Consider the following 22,329-nt stretch of genomic DNA (forward strand, 5'->3'; position numbering starts at 1 on the left):
CTCGGCCACACTACCTCCCAGGCCGAGCGGCGACATCGGACAATCACCCGAATGCCGGTGGCGAAAACCACGTAGGCGGCTGCAACTGCCCGTACCCGACCGATCCCGCTCATTACGAACGCAATCTGGCGCCGCTTCTCATCCCTTTGGAGTAGAGCTCTTACGGCTTTGTCACTTCGAAGCTGGCCGTGATCCGTCTTAATCCCGCGGCATGCGTTTCTTCTTCCATATCGTCGACAAATACGGTCTGTCGCCCGATGAGATCGGCTGTGAACACGCCAATCAGGATGCAGCGGTTCTGCATGCACGATGCATTGCAGCCGAACTCGCGAAGGCCGGAGAATTCTGCCGTTCCAGCATCGTGTTTCTGGCTACCGTTCCGGGCCTTCAGCCGGTCCCGAGCAAGGTGCCAGCCCTGCCCTGCACTCCTGAATTCGATGCACCGGCGGCCCGCGCCGGCCAATTTCCTGCCCATCGTCCCTACAGAGAATCCCTGATGGGCGAGACGGAGAGTTGTCTCTAAGGTCTTCACGAGACTGGTCTGCACCAGGGCTCGCCCTATCTCGGCTTGGAAGGCCATCTCGTCATGGCTCCGTTGTCAAACGAGACCGATCAGAAGCTCTCCCGCAAGGCGCTTATTGCGCTTGTGGTCGGGTCGATGATCGGCTCCGGCATCTTTGCATTACCCGCTGCTTTCGGACGCACCACGGGCGCGCTTGGCGCGATGATCGCCTGGACCATCGCAGGAACGGGCATGCTGATGCTGGCCTTCGTGTTCCAAGCTCTGTCACACCGCAAACCAGAGCTGGATGCCGGCATCTATGCTTACGCCCGGGCCGGATTTGGTGACTATATCGGCTTTGCTTCGGCCGTGGGATACTGGATCGGCTGCTGCCTTGCCGATGTCGCCTGTCTCGTCCTGATCAAGGCGACGCTCGGGCAGTTCTTCGCTGTCTTCGGTGATGGCACGACGCCGGTGGCGATCGCTGCCGCGTCCGTTCTGCTCTGGGGAGTCCACATTCTATTGCTGCGCGGCATCAAGAGCGCTGCCGCGCTCAACACGATCGCGACCTACGCCAAGATCATCCCAATACTCCTGTTCTTGGTCGCTGCCGTCCTGGCTTTTGACAGCAAGCTCTTCTTCGCGAATTTCTGGGGCACGAAGACGCCGGACGTTTCGAATGTGGCCGCTCAAGTTCGCGGCACGATGCTGCTGACCGTGTTCGTGTTCGTCGGCATCGAAGGCGCGAGCGTCTACTCCCGCTACGCCGAGCGCCGCACCGACATCGGATTCGCAACCCTTGCCGGGTTTCTGGCGGTTCTCAGCCTTCTGGTCCTCGTAACGCTGCTGTCCTACGGCGTGCTGCCGCGATCGGAACTGGCGAATCTCGCGACGCCCTCGATGGCAGGCGTGATGGAATCGATGATAGGCCGCCCGGGCGGCGTTTTCGTCAGTGTGGCACTCCTGATCTCGATCCTCGGTAACTACCTGTCCTGGTCACTCCTGGCGGCCGAGATCCTGCATTCCGCGGCGATCCACCGCACCATGCCTTCGTTTCTCGCCACGGTGAATGCGTACAAAGTTCCCGCCGGTGCGTTATGGCTCACCAATTGCGTCATCCAAACCTTCCTTCTCGTCACTTGGTTTGCGGAATACGCATTCACGCTCGCCTTGAAGATGACGAGCGCCATGACGCTGATCCCGTATTTCCTTGTTGCGGCCTACGGCTTGACGATCGCCTGGACCGGCGAGACCTATCGCGCTGGCGAGCGCGCACGCGTCGTCGACTGGGTCCGTTCGGCCATTGCGACGTTCTACGCGGCCACCATGGTCTACGCAGGAGGCTTGAAGTTTCTCCTGTTGTCGGCGATCCTCTATGCCCCAGGCACGCTGCTGTTCGTCCTCGCGAAGCGTGAGCGCAAGGAAGCGATCTTCAAGCGGTCCGAAGCTGTGTTTTTTGCAACGATCGTCATCGCCGCTTGCGCCGGAATCTCCGCTCTGCTCATCGGAGCTATCTCGATCTGAGTCCTTGTCCTGGTCACATGGAGGCGAATATGGGCACCCGAGCCATCTTTGGCGCCTTGATCCTGGGCGGGTTGGTAGCGCTTTCCGCATCCCCGATCCTGTCGGCGCAGCCGACGGACAACGGCACATCTACGCCGAAGGATGCCGGCGCATCGACGCGCAAGGACGCAACGCCCAATACCAATACGGCCCCGACGAAGCACCGCGACTGGCGTCACCGCGGCGGAACGCATCCGCACTACGGCAGCCGACGGATTCGAACCTAGCTGCCGCAGGCGATAGCCCCCCGCGATTGGACCGATCCATGAGCGATTCGAGGACTGGACCTGAGAAGCTCCGTGAAATCGTACCACGCGACGATTTCGTCGACCTGCAGGAGAATGACGCACCGCGCGGCATTCTGGCGACCGGCCTCACCTTGCTCGCCGCATGCGTCTTCCTGTTTCTGGTGTGGCAAACAGTCTCCAGTCTCCTGCTCATCTTCGCAGGCGTGTTGTTCGCCGCATTTCTGGATGCTTGCGCGAGGGCCCTCGCGCCGGTCCTCCCGCTCAACCGACCCTGGCGGCTGACGCTGGTCCTGTTGCTGTTCACCGCCTTGTCGGGATTGGGCCTCGGCTGGGGGACAGGCAAGTTACCAGAGCAGACGCGCATCTTGCTGAAGGTCATGGACGGCCAGATCGACGTCATGCAGGCGCATCTGATGTCATACGGTGTCGACCTGCTCGGTCCGGAATGGGGCCGCGACTTTGCGCAATGGCTGTTTTCGGACCAGGGCCGTTTCCTCAGTCATGCTCAATTCCTGCTCGGCGGAGCATCGAGTGTTCTGACCAGCGCGTTGGTGATCCTGTTCCTTGGAATCCTCTTTGCGTTCGATCCGATCAGCCACCGCGAAAGCGTGGTCATGCTGGTACGGAAGTCCTACCGCGCCCGGGCGAGGGCGGTCATGGACGAGACAGGCACAGTCATGCGGCTGTGGCTGGTCGGGCAGCTCGTCCGCATCATTCTCATGACGCTGTGCGTCTGGCTCGCACTCTATCTCGTCGGGCTGCCCGGACCTTTCGTGCTGGGATTACAGGCAGGCCTATCGAATTTCATTCCCTATCTCGGGCCTATCCTAGCCGCAATTCCGATCGCACTCGTCGCAATGCCGCTCGGAAGCTCCCTGCTGATCTGGGCCATCGTCATCTACACGATCATCCAGTCGCTCGAAGGCTATGTGATCGGCCCGCTTATTCAGCGTCAAGCTGTCGAAATCCCTCCTGCCTGGACGTTGGTCGCGATTGTCATGCTGGGCGCGCTGTTCGGCGTCCTGGGCATCGCCCTGGCCATGCCTCTGGTCGCGATCTGCCGTGTCGCAATCATCCGGTTCTACGTCGAGGATTACCTGGGCGACGACGCAAGCAGACCTTCGGCAATTCCAGATCGCGAGCGGGTGCCGTGAACGAAATCGATGCGAAACCGAACGAGCGAACCGGGCCTTCCTCACCTCGATCTGGAATGGCCCACTTCCTGTGGCAGCAATTGCCATACGTCGTGGCGCTGGTGCTCGCCATCGCGGGCGTTGCCTATACCAATGTGTCCCACCAGCCTCTCGTCGGTTACTGGGAATTCCTGGCCCTTTCCATCGGCGTCGTCTGCGTCGTCACCAAATGGCCGGAGACCCAGGGCAAGGAGGCCCAGTTCCGATTGATCTGGACCCAGGCGCTGCATTGGGTTGCCGTCCTGGTCACGATGAACGTCATGCTGGTGTCGGGCGTCCAGCAATTGCTTCCCACTCCAGCGACCGGCCTCGTCCTCCTCACCTTGCTCGCACTCGGCACGTTCCTGGCGGGCGTCAGCCTTCTCTCGCTGCAAATCTCGTTTCTTGGCCTCGCGATGGGCGTGGCCGTTCCCGCGATATCCTGGCTCAAGCAATCTGTTTTCTTCTTTTTGCTGGGCGCAGTGCTGCTGATCGGCCTCGCCATCACATTCTGGCTTCGTCAGGACGGCCGGCCAACGGCAACATCCACGAACAACCCAACGGAGGATTAAATGCGAACAATACGGCTCTTTCTCATCGGCACATTCGCCTTGCTATGCGCCGCCTCGCCCTCCCGCGCCGACGCATTCCGGGTCGGCAGACTATTGTGCTTCAGCGAGGCGCGGGTGGGGCTGGTCCTCGGATCGGCGCAATCGCTACGCTGCGTGTTCTATGCGAGCAGGCCGCCTCGGCAATATATCTATGAGGGCCGCATAAGGCGCATCGGTCTCGACATTGGCGTGACCTCCGCAGGAACCCTGTCTTGGGCGGTGCTCGCCAAGAACTCGCGCATCGGCCCCGGTACCCTGCGCGGGAGCTATGTGGGAGCGAGCGGCAATGTCGCCCTTGGTCCCGGCCTCGGGGCCAACGTTCTGATCGGCGGTTCACGGCGAAGTGTCATGTTGCAACCGCTGTCGGTCGAGCGATCGATCGGGATGAACCTCGCGGCCGGCGTCTCCAATCTGACGCTGGGCTCGCGCGGCAACCGATAGCTTGCGACAACGATCCAGGCTGGTCGGATCCATTGCGAACATTCCCGCTCCGTGGCTCAGGGTTTCGTCGGATATCGACTTAGCGAGTTCGAGTTATCGTGCCTCATCTGCGGACTATTACGCGGATCAGGAGGATGGGATGACAGTCTACGACCGCCGGTCCGGCATCGAAGCGCTGGGCCCTCCTCCCCTGTGGGTCTGCGTCCTCCTTGGCTTTGTGATGATCGCCGCGGGTTTCGCGGCGCTCGGCGACGCGGTGTTTGCGACTGTCATCAGCGTCAAGCTGATCGGGCTGACGGCGATTGCAGCCGGAGCGTTCGAGATCGCCCATGCCTTCTGGACCAAGGGATGGGGCGGCTTCGCATGGCAGATCCTGCTCGGCGCGCTCTATGCAGGCTTCGGGCTTGTGCTTCTCGCTCAGCCGGCTTCCGGCACACTGATCCTGACCTATTTTCTGGGCGCTGTGCTGTTCGCATCGGGCGCCGTCCGATGCGTGCTGAGTTTCGCTTATTGGCAGCAGAATGGCTGGATGATGCTGGCCTCCGGCATGTTCGCACTGCTCGCCGGACTGCTCATTCTGTTCCGTTTTCCCACCATCAGCGCTTGGGCCCTCGGCTTCCTGCTGGGCATCGACCTGATCTCGCACGGCCTGGCGTGGCTGCTTTACGCGCTTCAATCCGTGCGAAAGGCTGCGTAACAAAGAGGAGAAGATGATGGACACTCCCAGCCGTCGAGCTTTCCTTGGCTTCGCCCAGAATGCCGTTGCCGCCACAGCCATCGGTGCGATCGGGGTTCGTTTCATTGCAGCAGCAGAAGCGATGCCGATTGCTCCCGATCTTGGCAAAGCCGGCGAGCCGTCAGAACTCCTGACGCACGCGCAGTGGGGACCAGGTCCTGGTTGGGGACCAAGTCCTGGTTGGGGACCTGGACCTGGTCCGGGCTGGGGCCGCCCGGCGCCGCGGAGGCGCCGCCGCTGGGTTTGCTGGTGGCATCGCGGTCGTCGTCATTGCGGATGGCGGTGGCGTTAGGAACGCGCCCACGGGAAAGTCTTCTCTCCGGGAAGCGAACAATTTGAGGCTGTGCGGCCCCGAGCCCCTATGACGGAGGCAATCGTGCGGAACACCAAGCAGTGGCTCCTTTCGGTAGCTCTGACAGCTCTTCTTGTCCTGGCAATCTGGTATTGCGCGTCGGTGTGGCAAGCAGTTTCACCGATGCCACTTTACCGCAACGTCATCCTCGCAGCAGCTGCAATCCTGATGGTCGTGATCGGCTGCGGTCTGATGGCACTGATGTTCTACAGCCGTCGCAAGGGTTACGACGAACCCGCACGCAGCAAACGGAGACAGCCGGAGTAGCGAGGCGCCGCTAGCGCGCCGCACTCGACAACCCGGCGATTGCCCATCGAGGACACTAGGGCTTCGCGGTGCCCGGCTCGGCCATCTTGCGATGCTGCTTGGCCAGCACCTCGTTCGGCGTGACGTTCGCCACCGTGGTCTGGAGCTTGTTCTTCACTCCCGTCACGATGTCCGAATCGCCCCGCAGCATCGCGTCGAATCCGGCCTTCGCCACCTCATGTGGATCGTCTTTCTTGTCGGTTCCGACCTTGGTGTCCATCATGTCGGCGCGCCGGAAGAATTCGGTCTCCGTCGCTCCGGGCATCAAGCAGGTGACGGTCACACCGCTATCGCGCAGTTCCTCGCGCAGCGCGAACGAGAAGGAATCGAGGAACGCCTTTGTGCCGTTGTAGACGGCCTGGAAGCTTCCCGGCGTGAAGCCGGCGACGGAGCCGGTGATCAGAATGCGACCTGAATTCCGTCGCAGCATCTCGTTGCCGACCCGATGGATCAGGTAGAGCGTCCCGGTGATGTTGGTGTCGACCACGCGCCTGACCCGGCCGAAATCCTGGCCGAGGAAGGCATTACCGAGGCCGACCCCGGCATTGGCCAGCAACGCGTCGATGGGACGATCGCCCACGGCCGCATAGAGCTTGTCGACGCCTTCAGTGGTCGCGAGATCCGCCTGTACCGCCACCACGCTGCCGCCGATCTTGCGCAATTCGGCGGCCGCGGCCTCGATCGCGGGTTCATTCGCGGCAATGACGAGATCGAAACCGTCCTCGGCACAGCACCTCGCGAGTTCCAGACCGATTCCGGTCGAGGCTCCGGTCACGACGGCGAGTTTGTTGGCTGGCATGGGCGCGTCCTCGCGGCTGAGATTGATGACGTCCAATCGCCCCGTCTCCGGCTCGTTCCTATTTGAGGTGCGGTGACCGCGGTGCGAAGATTTGCGCCAGCGATAGCAACCATCGTTCCATCCTGGACTTAGATGCCTCGTAATTCAGGCGGAGGACGGACATGAAGGCGCTAGTTTGGCACGGCAAGGAAGACATCAGGTGCGACACCGTCACCGATCCGGAAATCCAGGACCCGCGCGACGCGATCATCAAGGTCACGAGTTGCGCGATCTGCGGATCCGACCTTCACCTCTTTCACAATTTCATTCCCGGCATGATGCCCGGCGACATCATGGGCCACGAGACCATGGGCGAAGTGGTCGAGGTCGGACCCGGCGTCGACGGCAAGCTGAAGAAGGGCGACCGCATCGTCGTCCCCTTCACGATCATTTGCGGTGAATGCGATCAGTGCAAACGCGGCAATTTCTCCGTGTGCGAGACAACCAATCGCAAGAAGCATCTGGCTGACAAGGTATTCGGGCATTCGACCGCCGGCCTGTTCGGCTACACGCACTTGACCGGTGGCTATCCCGGCGGCCAGGCCGAATACTTGCGCGTCCCCTTCGCCGATGCCACGCATATCAAGGTTCCCGCCGGGATCCCCGACGAGCAACTGCTGTTTCTCAGCGACATCTTCCCGACCGGCTGGCAAGCCGCCGTGCAATGCGACATCGTACCGACCGATACGGTCGCGATCTGGGGCTGTGGTCCAGTCGGGCAGATGGCACTCCGCAGCGCCATCCTGCTTGGCGCCAATCAGGTCATCGCGATCGACTGCCTGCCCGAGCGCCTCAGCATGGCGGAAGCTGCCGGAGCCACTACGATCAACTTCGAAAACGAGAGCGTTCTGGAGCGGCTCAAGGAACTGACCGATGGCAGGGGTCCCGAAAAATGCATCGATTGCGTCGGGATGGAATCGCATGTGATGGCGTCATGGCCCGACACCCTGCTGGACCGCGCCAAGCAGATGGTGATGCTGGAGAGCGACAGGCCCCATGTGCTGCGCGAGATGATCTATGTCTGCCGGCCCGGCGGCATCATCTCGGTCCCCGGAGTCTACAGCGGCTTCTCCGACAAGCTTCCGATGGGTGCATTCATGAACAAGGGGCTGACGATGCGGACAGGCCAGACCCACGTCAACCGCTGGACCGACGACCTGCTTCGTCGCATCGAGCAAGGCGAGATCGACCCGTCATTCGTCATCACCCACACCGTGCCGCTCAAGCAAGGTCCCGAAATGTACCAGGTGTTTCGCGACAAGCGCGATTCCTGTGTCAAGGTCGTGTTGAAGCCCTGAAGGAGCAAACATGTTTCACTTCTCCAATATCGTGCGCACCAAAGGCGATCCCAAGATCGTCGAAGGCGGACCGAGCCTGAAGCAACCGGCAGACCAGCTCGCACGCGCGCTCGGCTGGTTCAGCATCGGTCTCGGCATCGTGGAATTTTTCGCGCCTCGACGCGTCACGGAAACGCTCGGCATGGAAGGGCGCGAGACGATGGTCCGTGCTTTCGGCTTGCGGGAAATTCTCGCCGGCGTCATGTCACTCTCGGTCGACAAGAACGCGGGCCTGTGGGCCCGCGTCGGCGGCGATGGCCTCGATGCCGCCGCGCTCCTATCAGGACTGACGTCCGACAATCCCAGGAAGAGCAATGTCGCACTGGCGCTCCTCATGGTCGGTGGCATTGCCGTGCTCGACTACCGCGCCGCTCAGGAAACCAAGCCGCAGCGGCCGCCGCCGAATGCGCGACGCAAGCTGTATCCCAATCGCAGCGGCTTCCCCAAGGGACCCCAGGCCGCGAAAGCTCGAGCGAAGGAGATGATCCAGCACGCGACGGCCGGTGTCGCCTCCTGACCAGGCTGGGATTGCAAACGGGCGACGGCGACGCCCGCGCTGGATTGCCGCCGTCGAGCTCGGGCTGATCAGCAGCACTTTCTCCACCATTGTCAGCCAGTTGGTCGCCGCGCGGATGGGCCGCGACGCGGGCGTGGACTGGATGACGGTCGCGACCATTCCGGCGCGCGACTGGGCGCTCAGCTCGCCGCCGTCATGGAGCGCTATCCTCACCGGCATCGCCTTCCATCAATGGGCGGACTTTTCCTGGGCCGTCGTTTTCTTTGGTGTGCTCGGACGCTGGACTGCCGATCTGCGGCCTGCAGTGATCCTGCTTCTGGCGCTTCCTTGGGCGATCTTCTCGTCCGGCATGGAATGGTTCGTGCTGGTGCCGCTATTCCCGTTCTGGCAGCCGCTGTTCACGCTCCAGCAGCCGTACTGGATCGGGCTTCTGGTCCACGCCTCATCAGCCCTGGTGTATCCCTTGTTCGCCCGGCTGCGCTGGGCACGCGGCGCGGCAACGGAGCGAGACGTGCGGTTTACCGACGCGTGGCTCGCGGGTGCGCTGGTCCTCTTGGCTGCGCTTGGAATTATCGCCTTGTTCGGCAGCCAAGGCCGTGAACCGCCGTGGATCGGAGCCGACAGGGATGCAGACCAGACTTACATGCGCCACATCGCGACGCATCACGCACAAGGCATCGAGCTGGCGCGCAGTGCCGCCAGGCGCGCGCAAGATCCACATCTCCGGAAACTCGCTGTACTGATGGTCGCAAGCCAGACCGGCGAGAACAAGATCTTGGAGCACTGGTGGCTGAGCTGGTTCGACACCTCGCTGCCTGATTGCAGCTCCGAGGAGCGTGCTGCCATGCCGGGCTTTCTCACACCGGCCGAGATACGGCTGGTCAAGCTTGCAGCGCCCGAGCAATTCGACGCGGTCTTCGTCGAAATGATGAGCCGACATCACAGAGGGGCGGTCAAGATGGCCGACCAGATGTGGCACAGCCACGGCGATCCCCGCCTACGGGCCATGGCTCACGCCATCCGTCACGAGCAGCAGGGCGAGATCGCCTTGATGCACGGCGAAAGCGGCATTGCCGCAGTCGTGAGTGCTACCCGGAACATGCTGGGCAACAACGTCAACTGATCAAAAATCGCGACGTCAGTTGGTGCGAAGCTACTTGAGGATGGCGGGGCACGGTCTCACCGTTCCCTGCCCCACCGGATCTGATCTTCGCTCGAGGGCTATGCGGCCTGCCGCTGGTGCGCCAGAAACTCCATGGTCACCTTCTCGACGTTGGAATCGATCCAGGCACATACGCTGCTCTTCCTTCAAGGACGCCTCGAGCGGCTCCTTGGCCTCGGCAACACCAGCTGCACCGCAGAGCGCGATGAGCGATTTGTAGGCCGCGATCTCGAAGTTCTCGAATGCATTGTTGGCGAAGGTGTTCTGACCGCCGTCCCGAGGTTTTCGCAACGTCACCCAAGGCGCGGCGGATGGTAAGTCAATGGTCGACATTTCTTCTCCAGAAACTTTCGCCGGTCCATGCAGCGGCCCGCAAACGCCTACACATTTCGCTCTGGCGCAACCGCTATCGTGTGTTGATCGCGGAAGCGCGCAGGGGCCCCGGCGAGCCCCTCTCCCCGCGGGGCCGCATCCGTTTCGCAAGCTTAGAACAACGCGTCCAGGCGGAAGGTATTGCGAGGGTTCTCTTCGCTATCCGCGCCGGCGCCGGGCTACGAGCATCCCGAGCAGGAATGCCGCCAACAGCGACCGCAGCGGCGCGGCCGCCGTGATGCGACGCAATTCATCGGACAGGTCGGCGGCGGCCGATTGCGGTTCAGGCCGCGGTCCGCCGCTTCTTGGGGCGCCACGCGCCGTTGACGAGGTATCGTTGGGCGCCGGGTCGTTCTCGAGGCCGGATGCTTCGGTCATTGCTGAAAGATCTGCCATATCCATTGCTCGGTACTCCTAGCGTCGTACGCACAGACCCGCGTGGAACTCCACCGCGGGCGCGCCATTATCCCAGCTACCGGTGTCGCATGGGAAAGCTCCTGATCAGCATTGTGGTCGTCAGCGTCGCGATCGTCCTCGCGTTCGCGGTTTACGTCATCACGCTGTAACGGCGCGGCGAGCCCGGGACACGGATCATCCGCGAGCGCAGCCGCGCAAGGCGGTCGCGGTCAGATGAACGGCTTGCCCCCTGTGACCGGCAAGGTTGCACCAGAGGTGTAGCTCGAGAGCGGATCTGCGAGCATGACATAAGCCGTCGCAAGCTCGGCCGGTTGGCCTGCGCGTTGCATCGGCACTTGCTTGCCGAAATTCTTGACGGACTCTTCCGGCATCGTAGACGGAATCAGCGGGGTCCAGATCGGACCGGGCGCCACCGCGTTGACGCGTATCCCTTTGCCGGCCAGCATCTGCGCGAGCCCACCCGTAAAATTCTGGATGGCTCCCTTGGTCGTGGCATAGGCGAGCAAGCTCGGATTCGGCATATCGGAGTTGACCGAGGCGGTATTCACGATTGCGGATCCGGGCCGCATGTGCGGCACAGCTGCCTTGGCCAGGTAGAACATCGCATGAATGTTCACCGCAAACGTCCGCTGCCACTCCTCGTCGCTGATGTCGGCAATGTCCTTGAACGTCGCCTGGTGAGCCGCATTGTTGACCAAAATGTCGATTCCGCCGAGTTCGGCCACGGCACGTTGCACGACGGTACGACAATGATCGGGCCGACTGATATCGCCGGGAATCAGAACGGCCTTGCGGCCTTCCCGCTCGATCAGCGCCTTGACCTCGGCGGCGTCATCGTCCTCGTTCAAGTAGGCGATGACGACATCCGCTCCCTCCCGCGCGTACGCTATCGCAACGGCGCGGCCGATGCCGCTATCGCCACCGGTGATGATCGCCTTCTTGCCGGCCAGGCGGCCTGAGCCTTTGTAGCTTTCTTCGCCGTGGTCCGGTCGGGGATCCATCGCTCGGGTCGAGCCGGGCATCGGCTGCTGCTGGCTGGGAAACGGCGGCTTGGGGTATTCGGTCATCGAGCAGCTCCGGAGATTAGCTGCTCTAACGGAGCCCCGCCGGAAGTGTTCCTAACGCATCCGTCACCGCACCTGCCCGCTCAAATCGTGGACGACAGGCTGCAACGGACCGCTCACATCGAGATCCAGCGTCGCGAGCGTCACCGGCAGCTTGAACCGCCGCGGGCCGGCGCTCCCGGGATTGAGATAAAGGACGCCGTCAACTGTCTTGACGCTCGCATTGTGCGAATGGCCATGGATCACCACATCGACGTTGCCGGGGGCGGGTCTGTCCTGAAGCTCTGCCAAATCGTGCAGGACGTAAAACGAGTGCCGGCCGATCCGCACCGTCTGCGTCTCCGGATAGGCGCTTGCCCACTCGCCGACATCGACATTGCCGCGGATGGCCGTGACGGGCGCAATCCGGCGAAGCCGATCGATGATGTCGGCGCTGCCGATGTCGCCGGCGTGGATGATATGCGCGACGCCGGCGAGGCATTTTTCCGCCTCTGGCCGAAGCAGTCCGTGCGTATCAGAAATGACTCCAATCCTGGGCATGTCACTCCTCGACCGGTCCGCGCCTCTCCGGCTCGTTTAGGAACGACAACTGGAGGCCCGCATTGCCGGCTTGTCTAGCAGGAGCACACAAATGGGCAACACTGGCGTTGGAATGCTTTTGGGAGATAGTTCCGTGAAAGCGTGGTATTTGCTGTTCCTGGGCGTTGTCATCCTCGGCATAGCGATCTGGTACGGCGTCAGACGATCGGGACGTGCGGCGCAGCGCGCGCGTCCAACTGGATCGGAATACGGAGGCTATCCAGCACCGGGATGACCCGCAAAAGCCCGTCGTGAGGTGATGGAGCCGAACGCGATGGAGGGTTCGACAGATGCTTGAAGACCTTCGCGCGATCGTCCAACCGGGCGCAATCATCGCTGTCATCATCGTCCTGCTGCTGATGGCTGTCGCCGATGCGGCCATCGTGGTCGCCACCAAGGGCTGGCCCTTCTAGGCCGGTCAGATGGACCATGTCGGACAGATCTTCTTCCAAGGTTGGGCGCCTCTCCTGCGCACCGCCATCGGCACGACCGTCACCTACGTGGCGCTTGTCGTTCTGCTCCGCATCGCCGGTCCTCGAACGCTCGCCAAATGGTATGCGTTCGACCTGATCGTCACAGTCGCGCTCGGCTCAACTTTTGCCAATAGCGTTCTCTCAGGCAGCATCAGCGTGGCGCAGTCGTTGGTCGGGTTCGTCATCCTGATCGGGCTGCAATTCATCATCGCATTTTTGGTGGCGCACTGGAGCAGCCTACGAGTGGTCGTCAATCCGCAGCCCGCACTTCTGCTTCACGACGGACAATTTGTGCACGACGCAATGCGGCGCCAGCGCGTGGCCGAGGCCGACGTGCGTGCCGCAATCCGGCATCAAGGCATTGACCGCATTGAGGATGTCGGCGCGGTCGTTCTTGAGGCGGACGGCACTTTCAGTGTCATCAAGGAGCTCGGCCCGGGCGCCTCCGCGCTCGCCGACGTCCCCGAGCTCGGCGGCTCCAATTCAGCCAACCGCTCGGACGACGAATAGGAACCTTCATACGATTGACCGGTTCCGCCTTCCACAGGGGAGCGCGGCGAACATCGATGCCTGTCAGAATGCGAACGGCCTTGGTGCCATTTGTGATGCTGCCGCTGGCTGCGTGCGCCGGGCGGCAGTCGGCACTCGACCCGCACGGACTGCAGTCCGATCGAATCCTTCACACTCTCTTCATCTTCCTGATCATAGCGGCAATCGTCTGGATCGCCGTCGTGATCGTGCTCGGCATCGCGATGTTGCGACGAAAGCGGGCTTCCGATCGGCCGCTGGCGCTGCACCTGCCCTTCGAGCAAGCAAGTGGTCGCGTCGTGCTGGGCTTGGGGCTCGCGACCCTCGTGATCGTGCTCGGGCTCTCGATCGTGAGCTATGCCGGCCAGCGTACCGTGTTCGCCAAGGACGGCAATGCACTCACGCTCAAGATCATCGGCCATCAATGGTGGTGGGAGGTGCAGTATGAGGGCGACAGCCCGCACCAAAGCTTCACGACCGCCAACGAGATCCGGATTCCGACCGGCCAGCCGGTGAAGGTCGAGCTGGAATCCGCCGACGTCATCCACAGCTTCTGGGTCCCGAGCCTGACCGGCAAGATGGACCTCATCACGGGGCAGACCAACGAGCTGCAATTCACGGCCAAGAATGCCGGCGTCTACCGCGGACAGTGCGCCGAGTTCTGCGGACTTCAGCACGCCCATATGGCCTTCGCGGTGCTGGCATTGTCGCCGGACGAATTCGGCCGCTGGCGCGACCATGAAAACGAGAACGCGAACAGCCCCACAGATGAGCTTGGCAAGCAAGGCGAGCAGCTCTTCCGCGCAAGAGGCTGCGCGCTCTGCCACAATATCCGAGGCACGCTCGCCGGCGGCCAGCTCGGTCCCGATCTGACCCATGTCGGCAGCCGCACGACCGTTGCGGCCGGGACGCTGCCGATGACGCCGGCGACGCTCGGCGCCTGGATCGCCGATCCCCAGCACATCAAGCCCGGCAATTACATGCCGAAGATGCCGCTGCAATCGGACGAACTCATCGCGATCCTTCATTATCTGGAGCAGCTCAAGTGAGCATGGCGGCTGACGAACGCGAGTTGCGGGACGACGGGCTGAGCAGTCTGCAGCTTTCGACACGGCTCGAGAGCATCTGGCGTACACCATCCGGATTTTTCGGCGCGCTCATGTCGGTCGACCACAAGGTCGTAGGCCGGCGCTACATCGTCACCGCTTTCGCGTTTCTGGTCCTCGGCGGCATCCTTGCCGTTCTGATGCGTATTCAGCTGGCCGGGCCGGAGCAAACGTTCCTGTCCCCAGACAAGTACAACCAGATCTTCACGATGCACGGCTCGACGATGATGTTCCTGTTCGCCGTGCCAGTGATGGAGGCATTCGCGGTCTACCTCGTGCCGCTGATGGTCGGCACGCGCAACATCGCCTTTCCCCGCCTGAACGCCTTCAGCTACTGGATGTATCTCTTCGGCGGCTGCTTCCTGTGGATCTCCTTCCTGGTCAACACCGGACCTGACGTCGGCTGGTTTGCCTATGTCCCGCTCTCGTCCCTGCAATACACGCCGACGAAGCGGCCCGACGTGTGGGCGCAGATGATCACCTTCACCGAAGTCGCTGCGCTCGCGGTGTCCGTGGAGATCGTCGTCACCGTCTTCAAGCTGCGCGCGCCCGGCATGACGCTCGACCGCATTCCGCTGTTTGTCTGGGGGATGCTGGTCACGAGCTTCCTGGTGATGTTCGCGATGCCCTCGATCATGGTCGCATCGACGTCGCTGATCCTCGACCGCCTCGTCAACACCCGCTTCTATGATCCGTCCTCGGGCGGACATCCGCTGCTGTGGCAGCATCTGTTCTGGTTTTTCGGCCATCCAGAGGTCTACATCATTTTCATTCCGGGCACGGGGATGGTGTCGATGATCCTCGGGACCTTCGCGCGCCGTCCGGTCATCGGCTATCCCGTCGTCATCCTTTCCCTGATTGCGACCGGCTTCCTGTCGTTCGGTCTGTGGGTCCACCATATGTTCGTGACCGGCCTGCCGCAGCTCGGCGCCGGCCTCTTCACGGCATCGAGCATGCTGATCGCGGTCCCGAGCGGGCTGCAGATTTTCTGCTGGCTGGCGACGCTCTGGGATGGCCGTCCGGTCTACCGAACACCATTGTTGTTCGTACTCGGCTTTATCGTGATCTTCGTGATTGGCGGCCTGTCCGGCGTCATGGTCGCGTCTGTGCCGATCGATACCCAGGTGCACGACACCTATTTCGTGGTCGCGCATTTCCATTACGTTCTGATCGGGGGCGCGGTCTTCCCTCTTATCGGAGCCGTCTATTACTGGTTCCCCAAAATAACCGGCCGCATGCTCAGCGAGCGGCTCGGCCGATGGAATTTCTGGTTTGCCTTTGTCGGCTTCAATGTCACGTTCTTTCCGATGCATCTCCTCGGGCTGATCGGAATGCCGCGGCGGGTCTATACCTATACTGCCGATATGGACTGGGCCCATCTGAACCTTCTGTCCAGCGGCGGCGCCGCGATTTTCGCAATCAGCTTTGCGCTCCTGCTGGTCAACGTGATCATCAGCCTTCGCAGCGGCGCTCTCGCGGGCGACAATCCATGGGACGCCTCGACGCTGGAATGGGCGACCTCGTCACCGCCGCCGCCGCAGAATTTCGATCGTATTCCGGTCGTCAAGCATCGCGATCCCCTATGGTTCGACAACGATAGCCTGCCCGTCGTCGCGGGGCTCAGTGTAGAGCGACGCGAGGTTCTGTTGACCTCGCTTGCGGAAGCGGAGCCGCAGACCCGTGAAGCTTCGCCCGAGCCCAGTCTGTGGCCGCTGATCACGGCGATCGCGACGACCATTTTCTTCATTGGCTCGATCTTCACACCTTGGGCAGTGCTCTGGGGAACGCCGCCGATGGCCGTCGCGCTGATCGGCTGGTTCTGGCCGAGTGGCAGCAAGGAGGACGAGGAGTGAGACAAACCATCGTCCGCAACGTCGCTGACTTGCCAACCTACGGCTATGGCCCGCGGAGCGGCCCATGGTGGGGTGCCATGGGCTTCATGGCACTGGAAGGCATGGGATTTGCCATCGCGATCGGCACCTATCTTTATCTCTATGCCGTCAACACCAGTTGGCCGATCGGCGCCGCGCCGCCGGATCTCTGGCCGGGCACGGTCGAGGTCGCGATTTACCTGCTGAGCATCATCCCGAACGAAATGACCAATCGCGTCGCACTGCGGCAGGATCTTCCCAAGGTGCGCGCCGGCCTCATCGTGATGTCGCTGATCGGCATCGTGCTGCTGGTCCTCCGCGGCTTCGAATTTGCCCATCTCAACACGCGCTGGGACAATTCTGCCTACGGATCAATCGTCTGGCTGATCCTCGGACTGCACACGACCCATCTCGCCACGGATCTCGGCGACACAGTGGTGCTGACCGTGCTGATGTTCACCCGGCACGCCCAGCCGCGCCGCTTCAGCGACGTCACCGACAACGTGTTCTACTGGAATTTTGTCGTGCTGGCTTGGCTGCCGCTCTACGTCCTCCTCGACTGGGTGCCGCGCCTATGACCGCCAACGATACTCATGCACGGCTGCTCTATTGGGCCGGAGTCGCCCTCGGTCCGCTCGCCTGGGGGATCAACCTGCAAGGCGTCTACGCGTTCGCTCATTTCTCCTGCGAGACGACACGGGTAAGCGGCACAATCATGAGCGCGGTGCTGGCCACCGTCGCCCTCGCCGGTACCGCAATATCCGCGCGCGCGGTTCGCCGCGGCGCCGGAGCCGAATGGGCCGATGCGCAAGGCGGCGGTCCACGGTCGTTCATGGCATGGCTCGGCGTCGGCAGCGGCGTCCTGTTTGCGCTGGTGATCGCCAACCAGCTTGCGGCCTCGCTGATGATCAGTCCATGCCTGCGCTGAGCCTACTCGCGTTGCTTCTCGGTCTGCTTGTCCGGCCGGCGATGGCCCATGGCATCTCGGAGGTCGATCCGGGATCACTCTGGAGCTTTGATCCCTGGCTTCTGAGCCCGCTCTATGTCGTCGGCATCACCTTCTACGTGGGAACGCAACGGCTCTGGCACCATGCCGGCGGCGGACGCGGCGTCAGCTTCGCCCAGGTCGCCGCATTCTGGACGGGATGGCTGGTCGTGGCGCTCGCCCTGACCTCGCCGCTGCATTGGCTGGGTGAGCGCCTGTTCACCGCCCACATGATCGAGCACGAGCTGCTCATGCTCGTCGGTGCTCCCTTGATGGCGTTTGCCAGGATCAACGGGCCGATGATGTGGAGCTTGCCGGCCGCGCTTCGTCCCGCGGCGGGGCGTTGCCTGAATTGGTCGATCGTGGCCCAGCCGTGGGCTTTGATCAGCCATCCCGTCAGCGCGACGGCCCTGCATGGCCTGGCGCTGTGGATCTGGCATGCGCCGCCACTCTATGCCTGGGCACTGCAAAGCACGGCGGTTCACCGCCTCCAGCACGTCAGCTTCTTTGCAACTGCACTTTTGTTCTGGTGGGTGCTGCTGCACGGCCGCGGATCGGGCCGCAGCGTACGTCTCCGTGACGGCATCGCGATCGTCTGCCTGTTTGTCACGGTGCTGCATTCCGGAGTGCTTGGTGCGCTGCTGACACTGTCGACACGGCTATGGATCCCAGCTCAGGGCACCTTCGCCGGTGAATTCGGCCTGACGCCGCTCGAAGACCAGCAACTTGCGGGGATGCTGATGTGGGTGCCCATGGGCGTCCTCTACACCGGCGCCGCGCTTTTCTTCGCCCATCGCTGGCTGACCGCGATGGACGCGCATTCAGGCCTATCTTCCGTGCGTCCTGGCTGACGACACAAGCGAGGGATCATCATAGGAACCGCTCGTTCCAAGCGACGTTCGCTGTTGAGTTTGACAGCCACCGTGGAGGACACATGGCCAGACACCCAGCGTTGACAGTCGCTGCCCTGCTCGCGGCAGCCTTCTCGATGCCGGACGGCTCGACCGCGCAAGACCAGCCGCGTCCCGCCATGTCCTGCCCGGTCGACCATGATCAACTCGCCGATATCCTCAAGAAAAGCGTCAAGCCCGGCGGCGGGCCCAGCAACGGCGGACTGGACAACAACGAGTGGGCGGCCGTCGTGAACCGGCAGGGCATCGTTTGCGCCGTCGCTTATAGCGGCAGCAAGGTCGATGACCAATGGCTCGGCAGCCGCGCGATTGCGGCTGAGAAGGCCAACACGGCGAACGCATTCAGCCTGAAGGACAAGGCGGTGGCGACCGCCAATCTCTATGCAGGTGCCCAGCCCGGCGGATTCCTGTTCGGCGCGGCGTTGAGCAACCCGCCTGCCCCTGACGTGATCTACGGCGGCACGCCGGACCAGTTTGGGACCGACCACGATCCCATGGTGGGCAAGCCTGTTGGCGGCGTCATCGTGTTCGGCGGCGGGCTTGCGCTGTACGACGACAAGGGGATCGCCGGCGCGCTCGGAGTGAGCGGCGATAGCTCCTGCGCGGATCACAATGTCGCCTGGCGCGTGCGTCACCAGCTCAGTCTCGACCGCGTGCCAGCCGGGGTCAGCCCGAACATGAAGGATGCGATCATCTACGACATCGGGCCCGACGGCAAAAGCCCGTCCGGATTTGGCCACCCCAAGTGCAACGGCAAAGAGGATCAGATCGCGGTCGATCTGGGCGCAGGCGTCTCGGGCAACGTCGTTCGGTAGCACCGTCGCTTCGAGGCAGGGGTTAGGAACCAAGCGTCGGCGCAACGTTTGTACGTTGGCAAAGCGGCCTGCAACGCGGCACGGCCCTGTCAATGCCGTGGAGAATTCACCTATGTTAATCCCTCGCGTCGGGCGGTTATTGCGCCGAGCGATCAGTGGGCTTTGCACCTGCGGCGCGTTGCTGTCGCCTGCCGTTGCCCAAAGCGATCTGGCCGGCCGGATGAAAGACCCGGGTCAATGGCCGATGGCCGCCCGCGATTACGCCAATACGCGTTTCAGCGACCTTGACCAGATCAACGCGAGCAACGCATCGCACCTCCAGCTCGCCTGGACATTCTCGATCGGTGCCGACCGCGGCCAGGAGGCAGCGCCGCTCGTGGTCGACGGCACCATGTACGTGGTTGGCCCCTATGCGGGCCCCTACCCCAACCGCGTCTTTGCGCTGGATGCCACCACTGGCGAATTGAAATGGTCGTATGCACCGAAACCGGAGCCCGCCGCCGCGGGCGTCGCCTGCTGCGACGTCGTCAATCGCGGTCTCGCCTTCGACAATGGCAAGGTGTTTCTCAACACGCTTGATAATCACTCGGTCGCGATCGACGCCAAAACGGGCAAGGAGCTCTGGCACACGAAACTCGGCGAGATCAACAAGGGCGAGACAATCACGATGGCACCCGTCGTGGTGAAGGGCAAGGTCCTGATCGGCAACAGCGGCGGCGAGCTCGGCGTGCGCGGCTGGGTCACCGCGCTCGACGAAAACACGGGCGCGATATCCTGGCGTGCCTATGCAACAGGCCCCGACAAGGACGTGCTGATCGGCGACGATTTCAAGCCGTTCTACGACAACCTCAAGGGCAAGGATCTCGGCGTCAAGAGCTGGCCCGCGGATCGATGGCAGGTCGGCGGTGGCACCATGTGGGGATGGATTTCCTACGATCCGGATCTCAACTTAATTTATTACGGCACCGCAAATCCAAGTCCCTGGAATGCAAACCAGCGCTCCGGCGACAATCTCTGGAGCACGACGATCTTCGCGCGTGATCCCGATACGGGCCACGCGAAATGGGCCTATCAGGTCAATCCGCACGATCTATTCGACCATGACGAGATCAACGAGAACGTGCTGGTCGATATCGAGCTCAACGGACAGAAACGCAAAGTACTGATCCATCCCGGCCGCAACGGCTACATGTATGTCATCGATCGCACCACCGGCGAAGTGATCTCGGCGGACGCCTATGAGTACGTGAACAGCTACAAAGGCGTCGATCTGAAGACCGGTAAAATCATCCCCAACGACGAAAAGACCCCGCTTCTCGGCAAGACCATCGAAAATATCTGCCCGAGCGCTCCCGGCGCCAAGGATTGGCAGCCAACGGCGTGGTCGCCGCATACCAAGCTGCTCTACGTACCGCATCAGCACCTCTGCATGAACTTCAAGGCATCGCAGGTCGGCTACATCGCCGGCACGCCCTATGTGGGGGCTGATGTCGACATGTATGCCGGTCCCGGCGGCTATCGCGGCGAGTTCATGGCGTGGGACCCGATCGCACGCAAGAAAGCTTGGGAGATCCACGAGAAGCTGCCGGTGTGGAGCGGTGCGCTCGTGACCGCGGGTGACGTCGCGTTCTACGGAACCATGGACCGGCTGTTCAAGGCGGTGGACGCCAAGAACGGGCACGTGCTCTGGCAATTCCGCGCCGGCTCCGGCTTCATTGGCCAGCCGATCTCCTATCGCGGCTCGGACGGCCAGCAGTACATCGCAATCCTGTCGGGTGTGGGCGGCTGGCCCGGTGCGGTGGCCAACGCGGAAGTAGATCCGCGCGTTCGCAATGGTGCGCTCGGATTCACCGGCGCGACACAAGACCTGCCCTTCTACACCGCCGGCGGCAGCGAGCTGCTGGTGTTCAAGCTCGGCAGTCCCAATGGTCAGGACAGCAGCCATGCGCCTGCGCAGTGACTCCGCCGCCATCGCTCTTGGCGCCTTGATCGGGCTTGCCTCGCCGGCAGTCGCCGCGCCAGATGGTGAACTCCGCGTCTGCGCCGACCCGAACAACCTGCCGTTTTCCAACAACGCGGGGGCCGGCTTCGAAAACAAGCTCGCGACGATGGTCGCGCAGGCTCTCGGGCAACAGGTCACCTACACCTGGTGGGCGCAGCGCCGCGGCTTCATCCGCAATACCTTGAAGGCCGAAAAATGCGACGTGGTGATGGGTGTGCCTGCCGGTTACGACCTGGTCGAGACCACCAAGCCGTATTATCGCTCCACCTATGTGTTCGTCACCCGACGCGATCAGCACCTCGATCTGTCCTCCCTGCTCGACCCGCGCCTTCGCCATTTGATGATCGGGGTACATCTCGTGGGCGACGACGGCAATAATCCGCCACCTGCGGAGGCTCTCGGCGAGCAGGGTATCGTCGATAACGTTCGCGGCTACTCGATCTACGGCGATTATCGCCAAGCCGACCCGCCAGCGCGCCTGATCGAGGCGGTCGAGCACGGCGACATCGACGTCGCCGCCGCCTGGGGACCGCTGGGCGGCTACTTCGCCCAGCGTTCGACCGTGCCCCTGACGGTCACGCCCGTGCAGGATGGCGAACGCTTTGCACCCCAGCAATTCCAGTTCGCGATCGCGATGGGCGTGCGCAGGGGCGACCACGCTCTGCGCGACCGGCTGAACGCATTCATCGACGCGCATCGGTCCGAGATTGCGTCGTTGCTGCGAAGTTTTGGCGTGCCGCTGGTCGAGACGCCGATCACAGCATCGGGAGGTCATGAGTGATGCCGGCCCAAGCATTGCGCGCGAGCGCGTTGTCACTGCTGCTGACGGCCACGCCCCAAGGCGTCGTACTTGCCCAGCAGGCCCTGCCGCAATCGCAGGAGGCACAGATGCCGACGTTGGCGCCGCGGCCGAACTTCGGCGGTAGTGTCGGCAATGGTCGGCCCGGCGTGTTCATGCAGGTTCCGATCAGTCATCTCCATCCGGGCGCGGAGCCGGATCCACCACAAATCAAGAACCCCGCGCAGGGCGATCCGAATGCGGAGCAACGCGGGATGACGTATTTCGTCAATTTCAACTGCATCGGCTGCCATGCCTCCAACGGCGGCGGGGGCATGGGTCCGGCGCTGAGCAACAGCACGTTCACTTACGGCTCCCAGCCTGAAAATATCTATCTCTCGATCTACCAGGGCCGACCGAACGGAATGCCGGCCTGGGGCGGGGTACTGCCTGACAGCGTGATCTGGGACCTCGTGACGTACATCGGCAAGATCAGCAACGAACCGAGCCATCAATGGGGCCGCACATTCTCGGCAAACCCGCTCTCACCTGAAGTCGAGCAGGTACCCAGCGAGCAGGTCTCGACGACAGACCCCTGGTCGGCGACCAAGTCGTTCAGCTTCGGCCAGAAGCCGTGATCGGG

27 protein-coding genes are annotated in these 22,329 nt (G+C 62.6%); 21 read left to right on the forward strand and 6 right to left on the reverse strand.

Going from position 1 to position 22,329, the window contains the following annotated elements; all coding sequences use genetic code 11:
* Nucleotides 1-160: 160 nt before the first annotated feature.
* A complete protein-coding gene (locus tag BM222_RS40810) occupies nucleotides 161-580 on the reverse strand; it encodes a hypothetical protein (protein ID WP_177242943.1) in 420 nt (139 codons plus the stop codon).
* 6 nt (nucleotides 581-586) lie between these two features.
* Here BM222_RS40810 and BM222_RS01540 point away from each other — a divergent pair, with 6 nt between their 5' ends.
* The 7 genes from BM222_RS01540 (at nucleotide 587) to BM222_RS01575 (ending at nucleotide 5,892) form a co-directional block, all read left to right on the forward strand.
* Nucleotides 587-2,026: a basic amino acid/polyamine antiporter gene (locus BM222_RS01540; protein ID WP_092226508.1), complete on the forward strand. Its 1,440-nt coding sequence runs from the start codon at nucleotides 587-589 to the stop codon at nucleotides 2,024-2,026.
* A gap of 29 nt (nucleotides 2,027-2,055) precedes the next feature.
* Complete coding sequence (locus BM222_RS01545) at nucleotides 2,056-2,292, forward strand: hypothetical protein (RefSeq protein WP_092226811.1); 237 nt, start codon at nucleotides 2,056-2,058, stop codon at nucleotides 2,290-2,292.
* Nucleotides 2,293-2,330: 38 nt separating this feature from the next.
* Entirely contained in the window at nucleotides 2,331-3,467 is a 1,137-nt protein-coding gene (locus BM222_RS01550; RefSeq protein WP_092226509.1) for an AI-2E family transporter, read from the forward strand.
* Nucleotides 3,464-4,057 carry a hypothetical protein gene (locus BM222_RS01555; protein WP_092226510.1) on the forward strand — a complete coding sequence of 198 codons (594 nt, stop codon included), beginning with the start codon at nucleotides 3,464-3,466 and terminating at the stop codon, nucleotides 4,055-4,057. Before BM222_RS01550 ends, BM222_RS01555 begins: the two co-directional genes overlap by 4 nt.
* Nucleotides 4,058-4,537, forward strand: coding sequence for a DUF992 domain-containing protein (locus tag BM222_RS01560; protein WP_092226511.1), 480 nt, complete (start codon nucleotides 4,058-4,060; stop codon nucleotides 4,535-4,537).
* A 139-nt stretch (nucleotides 4,538-4,676) separates the two neighbouring features.
* A complete protein-coding gene (locus BM222_RS01565; RefSeq protein ID WP_092226512.1) occupies nucleotides 4,677-5,234 on the forward strand; it encodes an HdeD family acid-resistance protein in 558 nt (185 codons plus the stop codon).
* Nucleotides 5,235-5,649: 415 nt separating this feature from the next.
* The gene (locus BM222_RS01575) at nucleotides 5,650-5,892 is read left to right on the forward strand and encodes a hypothetical protein (RefSeq protein ID WP_244546982.1); all 243 of its coding nucleotides are present in this window, start codon (nucleotides 5,650-5,652) and stop codon (nucleotides 5,890-5,892) included.
* A 55-nt stretch (nucleotides 5,893-5,947) separates the two neighbouring features.
* On the opposite strand, the gene BM222_RS01580 is transcribed toward BM222_RS01575, so the two are convergent.
* Nucleotides 5,948-6,730, reverse strand: coding sequence for an SDR family NAD(P)-dependent oxidoreductase (locus tag BM222_RS01580; RefSeq protein WP_092226812.1), 783 nt, complete (start codon nucleotides 6,728-6,730; stop codon nucleotides 5,948-5,950).
* Between the two features lie 161 nt (nucleotides 6,731-6,891).
* Here BM222_RS01580 and BM222_RS01585 point away from each other — a divergent pair, with 161 nt between their 5' ends.
* Genes BM222_RS01585 through BM222_RS01595 form a run of 3 tightly spaced genes read left to right on the forward strand, consistent with a single transcriptional unit; the run spans nucleotide 6,892 to nucleotide 9,746 of the window.
* On the forward strand, nucleotides 6,892-8,067 hold the full coding sequence (locus BM222_RS01585) for a zinc-dependent alcohol dehydrogenase (protein WP_092226515.1): 1,176 nt from the start codon (nucleotides 6,892-6,894) through the stop codon (nucleotides 8,065-8,067).
* Nucleotides 8,068-8,077: 10 nt separating this feature from the next.
* Entirely contained in the window at nucleotides 8,078-8,623 is a 546-nt protein-coding gene (locus BM222_RS01590) for a hypothetical protein (RefSeq protein ID WP_092226516.1), read from the forward strand.
* Nucleotides 8,610-9,746, forward strand: coding sequence for a DUF305 domain-containing protein (locus tag BM222_RS01595; RefSeq protein ID WP_092226517.1), 1,137 nt, complete (start codon nucleotides 8,610-8,612; stop codon nucleotides 9,744-9,746). The genes BM222_RS01590 and BM222_RS01595 overlap by 14 nt, the downstream gene beginning before the upstream one ends.
* A gap of 30 nt (nucleotides 9,747-9,776) precedes the next feature.
* Here BM222_RS01595 and BM222_RS43205 read toward each other — a convergent pair whose 3' ends face one another.
* The 4 genes from BM222_RS43205 to BM222_RS01615 form a co-directional block, all read right to left on the reverse strand.
* Complete coding sequence (locus tag BM222_RS43205; protein WP_502690857.1) at nucleotides 9,777-10,118, reverse strand: DUF892 family protein; 342 nt, start codon at nucleotides 10,116-10,118, stop codon at nucleotides 9,777-9,779.
* Nucleotides 10,119-10,316: 198 nt separating this feature from the next.
* Nucleotides 10,317-10,559 carry a hypothetical protein gene (locus tag BM222_RS01605; RefSeq protein WP_092226518.1) on the reverse strand — a complete coding sequence of 81 codons (243 nt, stop codon included), beginning with the start codon at nucleotides 10,557-10,559 and terminating at the stop codon, nucleotides 10,317-10,319.
* 224 nt (nucleotides 10,560-10,783) lie between these two features.
* Entirely contained in the window at nucleotides 10,784-11,641 is an 858-nt protein-coding gene (locus BM222_RS01610) for an SDR family oxidoreductase (protein ID WP_092226519.1), read from the reverse strand.
* Nucleotides 11,642-11,704: 63 nt separating this feature from the next.
* Entirely contained in the window at nucleotides 11,705-12,178 is a 474-nt protein-coding gene (locus BM222_RS01615; protein ID WP_092226520.1) for a metallophosphoesterase family protein, read from the reverse strand.
* Nucleotides 12,179-12,507: 329 nt separating this feature from the next.
* Between BM222_RS01615 and BM222_RS42775 the strand changes: the two genes are divergently transcribed.
* The 11 genes from BM222_RS42775 to BM222_RS01670 all read left to right on the forward strand — a co-directional run bounded on the left by BM222_RS42775 (nucleotide 12,508) and on the right by BM222_RS01670 (nucleotide 22,324).
* Nucleotides 12,508-12,630, forward strand: a complete 123-nt coding sequence (locus BM222_RS42775; protein WP_283810212.1) for a hypothetical protein — start codon at nucleotides 12,508-12,510, stop codon at nucleotides 12,628-12,630.
* Nucleotides 12,631-12,639: 9 nt separating this feature from the next.
* Complete coding sequence (locus tag BM222_RS01625; protein ID WP_092226521.1) at nucleotides 12,640-13,200, forward strand: DUF421 domain-containing protein; 561 nt, start codon at nucleotides 12,640-12,642, stop codon at nucleotides 13,198-13,200.
* A 56-nt stretch (nucleotides 13,201-13,256) separates the two neighbouring features.
* Nucleotides 13,257-14,267 (forward strand): cytochrome c oxidase subunit II, encoded by a 1,011-nt coding sequence (gene coxB, locus BM222_RS01630; protein WP_092226522.1) that lies wholly within the window; start codon nucleotides 13,257-13,259, stop codon nucleotides 14,265-14,267.
* 2 nt (nucleotides 14,268-14,269) lie between these two features.
* The gene (gene ctaD / locus BM222_RS01635; protein WP_177242975.1) at nucleotides 14,270-16,177 is read left to right on the forward strand and encodes a cytochrome c oxidase subunit I; all 1,908 of its coding nucleotides are present in this window, start codon (nucleotides 14,270-14,272) and stop codon (nucleotides 16,175-16,177) included.
* Complete coding sequence (locus BM222_RS01640; protein ID WP_092226524.1) at nucleotides 16,174-16,773, forward strand: cytochrome c oxidase subunit 3; 600 nt, start codon at nucleotides 16,174-16,176, stop codon at nucleotides 16,771-16,773. The genes ctaD and BM222_RS01640 overlap by 4 nt, the downstream gene beginning before the upstream one ends.
* Nucleotides 16,770-17,123 carry a hypothetical protein gene (locus BM222_RS01645; RefSeq protein WP_092226525.1) on the forward strand — a complete coding sequence of 118 codons (354 nt, stop codon included), beginning with the start codon at nucleotides 16,770-16,772 and terminating at the stop codon, nucleotides 17,121-17,123. Before BM222_RS01640 ends, BM222_RS01645 begins: the two co-directional genes overlap by 4 nt.
* On the forward strand, nucleotides 17,111-18,031 hold the full coding sequence (locus tag BM222_RS01650) for a cytochrome c oxidase assembly protein (RefSeq protein WP_092226526.1): 921 nt from the start codon (nucleotides 17,111-17,113) through the stop codon (nucleotides 18,029-18,031). Before BM222_RS01645 ends, BM222_RS01650 begins: the two co-directional genes overlap by 13 nt.
* 137 nt (nucleotides 18,032-18,168) lie before the next feature.
* Nucleotides 18,169-18,906, forward strand: coding sequence for a heme-binding protein (locus BM222_RS01655; RefSeq protein WP_092226813.1), 738 nt, complete (start codon nucleotides 18,169-18,171; stop codon nucleotides 18,904-18,906).
* A gap of 112 nt (nucleotides 18,907-19,018) precedes the next feature.
* Entirely contained in the window at nucleotides 19,019-20,866 is a 1,848-nt protein-coding gene (locus BM222_RS01660) for a methanol/ethanol family PQQ-dependent dehydrogenase (protein ID WP_092226527.1), read from the forward strand.
* Nucleotides 20,850-21,689, forward strand: a complete 840-nt coding sequence (locus BM222_RS01665; protein ID WP_092226528.1) for a substrate-binding domain-containing protein — start codon at nucleotides 20,850-20,852, stop codon at nucleotides 21,687-21,689. The genes BM222_RS01660 and BM222_RS01665 overlap by 17 nt, the downstream gene beginning before the upstream one ends.
* Complete coding sequence (locus tag BM222_RS01670) at nucleotides 21,689-22,324, forward strand: c-type cytochrome (protein WP_092226529.1); 636 nt, start codon at nucleotides 21,689-21,691, stop codon at nucleotides 22,322-22,324. The genes BM222_RS01665 and BM222_RS01670 overlap by 1 nt, the downstream gene beginning before the upstream one ends.
* Nucleotides 22,325-22,329: the final 5 nt, after the last annotated feature.

It is taken from the genome of Bradyrhizobium sp. Gha (assembly GCF_900113735.1).
In the GTDB taxonomy this organism is placed as follows: Bacteria; Pseudomonadota; Alphaproteobacteria; order Rhizobiales; family Xanthobacteraceae; genus Bradyrhizobium.

Coding starts and splice junctions, on each gene's coding strand:
- BM222_RS40810 (WP_177242943.1), bottom strand. CDS start 580: ATGGCCTTCCAAGCCGAGATAGGGCGAGCCCTGGTGCAGACCAGTCTC.
- BM222_RS01540 (WP_092226508.1), top strand. CDS start 587: ATGGCTCCGTTGTCAAACGAGACCGATCAGAAGCTCTCCCGCAAGGCG.
- BM222_RS01545 (WP_092226811.1), top strand. CDS start 2,056: ATGGGCACCCGAGCCATCTTTGGCGCCTTGATCCTGGGCGGGTTGGTA.
- BM222_RS01550 (WP_092226509.1), top strand. CDS start 2,331: ATGAGCGATTCGAGGACTGGACCTGAGAAGCTCCGTGAAATCGTACCA.
- BM222_RS01560 (WP_092226511.1), top strand. CDS start 4,058: ATGCGAACAATACGGCTCTTTCTCATCGGCACATTCGCCTTGCTATGC.
- BM222_RS01565 (WP_092226512.1), top strand. CDS start 4,677: ATGACAGTCTACGACCGCCGGTCCGGCATCGAAGCGCTGGGCCCTCCT.
- BM222_RS01580 (WP_092226812.1), bottom strand. CDS start 6,730: ATGCCAGCCAACAAACTCGCCGTCGTGACCGGAGCCTCGACCGGAATC.
- BM222_RS01585 (WP_092226515.1), top strand. CDS start 6,892: ATGAAGGCGCTAGTTTGGCACGGCAAGGAAGACATCAGGTGCGACACC.
- BM222_RS01590 (WP_092226516.1), top strand. CDS start 8,078: ATGTTTCACTTCTCCAATATCGTGCGCACCAAAGGCGATCCCAAGATC.
- BM222_RS43205 (WP_502690857.1), bottom strand. CDS start 10,118: ATGTCGACCATTGACTTACCATCCGCCGCGCCTTGGGTGACGTTGCGA.
- BM222_RS01605 (WP_092226518.1), bottom strand. CDS start 10,559: ATGGATATGGCAGATCTTTCAGCAATGACCGAAGCATCCGGCCTCGAG.
- BM222_RS01610 (WP_092226519.1), bottom strand. CDS start 11,641: ATGACCGAATACCCCAAGCCGCCGTTTCCCAGCCAGCAGCAGCCGATG.
- BM222_RS01615 (WP_092226520.1), bottom strand. CDS start 12,178: ATGCCCAGGATTGGAGTCATTTCTGATACGCACGGACTGCTTCGGCCA.
- BM222_RS42775 (WP_283810212.1), top strand. CDS start 12,508: ATGCTTGAAGACCTTCGCGCGATCGTCCAACCGGGCGCAATCATCGCT.
- BM222_RS01625 (WP_092226521.1), top strand. CDS start 12,640: ATGGACCATGTCGGACAGATCTTCTTCCAAGGTTGGGCGCCTCTCCTG.
- coxB (WP_092226522.1), top strand. CDS start 13,257: ATGCCTGTCAGAATGCGAACGGCCTTGGTGCCATTTGTGATGCTGCCG.
- ctaD (WP_177242975.1), top strand. CDS start 14,270: ATGGCGGCTGACGAACGCGAGTTGCGGGACGACGGGCTGAGCAGTCTG.
- BM222_RS01645 (WP_092226525.1), top strand. CDS start 16,770: ATGACCGCCAACGATACTCATGCACGGCTGCTCTATTGGGCCGGAGTC.
- BM222_RS01650 (WP_092226526.1), top strand. CDS start 17,111: ATGCCTGCGCTGAGCCTACTCGCGTTGCTTCTCGGTCTGCTTGTCCGG.
- BM222_RS01655 (WP_092226813.1), top strand. CDS start 18,169: ATGCCGGACGGCTCGACCGCGCAAGACCAGCCGCGTCCCGCCATGTCC.
- BM222_RS01660 (WP_092226527.1), top strand. CDS start 19,019: ATGTTAATCCCTCGCGTCGGGCGGTTATTGCGCCGAGCGATCAGTGGG.
- BM222_RS01665 (WP_092226528.1), top strand. CDS start 20,850: ATGCGCCTGCGCAGTGACTCCGCCGCCATCGCTCTTGGCGCCTTGATC.
- BM222_RS01670 (WP_092226529.1), top strand. CDS start 21,689: ATGCCGGCCCAAGCATTGCGCGCGAGCGCGTTGTCACTGCTGCTGACG.